5 protein-coding genes are annotated in these 2,648 nt (G+C 37.7%); 1 reads left to right on the forward strand and 4 read right to left on the reverse strand.

The genetic code is table 11. From position 1 onward, the window contains the following. Positions 1–213: 213 nt before the first annotated feature. Both CP363_RS11245 and CP363_RS11090 read right to left on the reverse strand, forming a co-directional pair. Positions 214–315 (reverse strand): hypothetical protein, encoded by a 102-nt coding sequence (locus CP363_RS11245; protein WP_233185878.1) that lies wholly within the window; start codon positions 313–315, stop codon positions 214–216. Between the two features lie 10 nt (positions 316–325). After that, complete coding sequence (locus CP363_RS11090; RefSeq protein ID WP_233185877.1) at positions 326–508, reverse strand: DUF2992 family protein; 183 nt, start codon at positions 506–508, stop codon at positions 326–328. An 8-nt stretch (positions 509–516) separates the two neighbouring features. Between CP363_RS11090 and CP363_RS10395 the strand changes: the two genes are divergently transcribed. Continuing rightward, a complete protein-coding gene (locus CP363_RS10395; RefSeq protein ID WP_089145257.1) occupies positions 517–843 on the forward strand; it encodes a helix-turn-helix transcriptional regulator in 327 nt (108 codons plus the stop codon). Between the two features lie 108 nt (positions 844–951). On the opposite strand, the gene CP363_RS11160 is transcribed toward CP363_RS10395, so the two are convergent. Continuing rightward, positions 952–1,080, reverse strand: a complete 129-nt coding sequence (locus CP363_RS11160; protein ID WP_005728161.1) for a hypothetical protein — start codon at positions 1,078–1,080, stop codon at positions 952–954. Positions 1,081–1,299: 219 nt separating this feature from the next. Next, the coding region (locus CP363_RS10400; RefSeq protein ID WP_143468722.1) for a DUF1542 domain-containing protein at positions 1,300–2,648 on the reverse strand (1,349 nt) is incomplete at its 5' end.

Below are 2,648 nucleotides of genomic sequence, written 5' to 3' on the forward strand. Positions count from 1 at the left end.
CATCGACCATCATCACGACAAAAAATAAAAACGCCGCTCAATGTAATAACTTTGGAAGAGTTATTGAGTAGCGTTCACCGCAAAAAATAATCTTAAACGCCGCTCTTAAAGCGGGCTGCAAAGGAGGTCTTTGTATCTCCTTTTTCTTTACTTAAATTATAGCATATTTTCCAAAATGAAAACCCGCAAAATTAATTGCGAGCTTTTTCGACATCAATGACCACGGTGTTTTTCTCGACGTTTGACTTGTTTTTGTAAGAAACGTCTTTCTTGTTCTTCACGTTTCCTATCTTTCTTTACCTTTTTCTTGGCTATCTTTGACTGCTCAAATTGTTTTTTTCAAAGCTTGTTGTGCTTTGGTACCAATAGCTTTCTTTTGCGTGGCCTTATGAGCCAATCTTTGTGCTCTCTTAGGATTAACATGATAAACTTTTTCTTTTTCCGCTGTAGTTTGATAAAAATGCAGTTTCGAATAATAAAAGTTTACTAGCGTAAGTATCTCTGGCATATGTGGCAATGAATCTCCGTGAAGTAAATGACAAGGCAGGTTTAGGTAGAAATTCCATCTATAATTGGAAGAATCAAAGACCAGGAATTGATGCACTTAATGCAGTCGCAGATGTACTACATACGTCAGCCGATTATTTAAGTGGTAAGACAAACAATCCTAGCCCGTCACCTAAAGGTGATGAAACTGGTGGTATTTCTATCGATGGTGAAGTACCATATTTCTATCATGGCTACACTATTCCAGAAGACTACCTGAACATAGTTCGTCAACTTATGGAACGTGATATCAAAAAAGGACTTATTAAACGACATGACAACAGCAGATCAGAATAAACAAGAACTCATAGACTGGTTATTTGCCTACGCAAAAAAGCCTCAAATTGGCTATCTAAAGCCAAATGATGCTTTAATTGTTTTTTTCTCCAATGTCAATAGCTTAACTTAATGACATTGAAAGTCTAATTCTAGGTCATTTTTCTTTAAAGAAAGCAGTAAATGATTACGAGCTGGCTTAGACTTTTTAGCTTTTGGCTCACGAGCAAGAGGGACGATTAGCTTTTTTTCTGACATATGAATAACCTCCAAAATATTGATAAATTAATCATAATTGAAATCTAAAACTAATCTAGATACTCGGTTATTTTACGCTTACGTAGAATCTTGTTTTCATTTCACACAAAAAGGCGATCAAAAACAATTTTTCAAAAGTTTTCGATCGTCTTTTTAAATCTGAGAATTAACTTTCTCTAGATACTTTTACCAATAGAATTTATAAAAAACTATTATAAATTATTCTTTATCGCGCTTCTTCTTAAATACGAATAGACCAAGTGAAGCTAAAAGCATACCAAGCACACCCAAAATTGAAGTATCTTTAGTGCCTGTTTGTGGTAATGTCTTTAAGCTAGTAGCCTTGTTATTACCAATGGCATTATCACTTTCAGCCTTAACACCTACAAAGGCATTATCACTTTCAGCCTTAACAGCTAGGTTGTTACCAGCGTTTGCGATGCTGCCATTAGCAGTAGAAGCTCCCTTAACTCTATCAGCTTGACTAGAGTTTGAACCATTCTTGTGTGAATGATACTTGCTTCCAAGAACATCTTCGCTTTTAGGAGCGATGACTAAATCAGTACCAGCAATGACATCCTTCGAACCATCTGGGTACGTTACTGTAGCTGTACCGTCATCACCTACTGTAATCTCAGTGCCATCTGGGAAGTTATCCTTATTAGCGTCTTCCACATTCTTCTTAACTTGATCTTTTTCAGAATCTGTTAAGTGACTTGGATCTTTAACAGTAACCTTGCCACCTGGAACAGTTGGCGTAATGTTTCCAGCATCAGTTGCCTTGTTGGCATCGTCTTTAGTTGCAGAAGTAGTAGGAACTTTGATGTTGTTAATTGTTTCAACACCATTGTTCTTGGCAGTTTCAACAGCTGCACTAGTAGTAGCGGCATCAATTGCAGCCTTAGCAGCAGCAGCGTCTTGATCTACCAGGTTGTTTAAAGGCTTGGCTTCTTCAGCAGTTAATGGTGCCTGAGCAATTTCGCTCTTCTTAGCAGCAACTGCTGCGTCGATTGCTGCCTTTGCACTTACCTTGTCGATTGCGAGCTTACCTGCATCCGTTGCATCTGCAACACCTGTGTCATCAGAAGCCTTATTGATGTTGTCTTTAGCAGCAGCAACAGCTTGGTCAATTTGATCATTTGCTGTTTTCTTTTGATCCTCAGTTAAACCTGAAGTTGCATCGATGGCCTTCTTAGCAGCATCAGCTGTGTTATCAAGATCACTATTAGCGTCATTCTTGGTCTTAGAAGCTGTTGGAATTGGCATGTTCTTAATAGCTTGAACACCAGTGTCCTTAGCAGTTTTTACTGTATCGTTAGTTGTTGCTTTATTAATGTTAGCAATTGCGTCATCAGCAAGTTTTTGTGCTTGGTCAACTAACGTGGATTTTTCTTCAGCAGTTAAGTTAGTATCGTTAATTGCAGTCTTCTTAGCTGATAATGCAGTATTGATTGCGTTAATGGCAGCATCTTTAGTTGCAGAAGTAGTAGGAACATTAACGTTGTTAATGTTATCAACACCAGTGTTCTTAGCTGATTCAACATCAGTGACAGTTTTTGCATTGCTAA

Source organism: Lactobacillus sp. UMNPBX12, from assembly GCF_002553955.1.
Taxonomy (GTDB): Bacteria; Bacillota; Bacilli; order Lactobacillales; family Lactobacillaceae; genus Lactobacillus; species Lactobacillus crispatus.

Bases quoted from the DNA above. Each gene is read 5' to 3' on its own strand.
- CP363_RS11090 (WP_233185877.1), bottom strand. From the start codon at position 508: ATGCCAGAGATACTTACGCTAGTAAACTTTTATTATTCGAAACTGCAT.
- CP363_RS11160 (WP_005728161.1), bottom strand. From the start codon at position 1,080: ATGTCAGAAAAAAAGCTAATCGTCCCTCTTGCTCGTGAGCCAAAAGCT.
- CP363_RS10395 (WP_089145257.1), top strand. From the start codon at position 517: ATGAATCTCCGTGAAGTAAATGACAAGGCAGGTTTAGGTAGAAATTCC.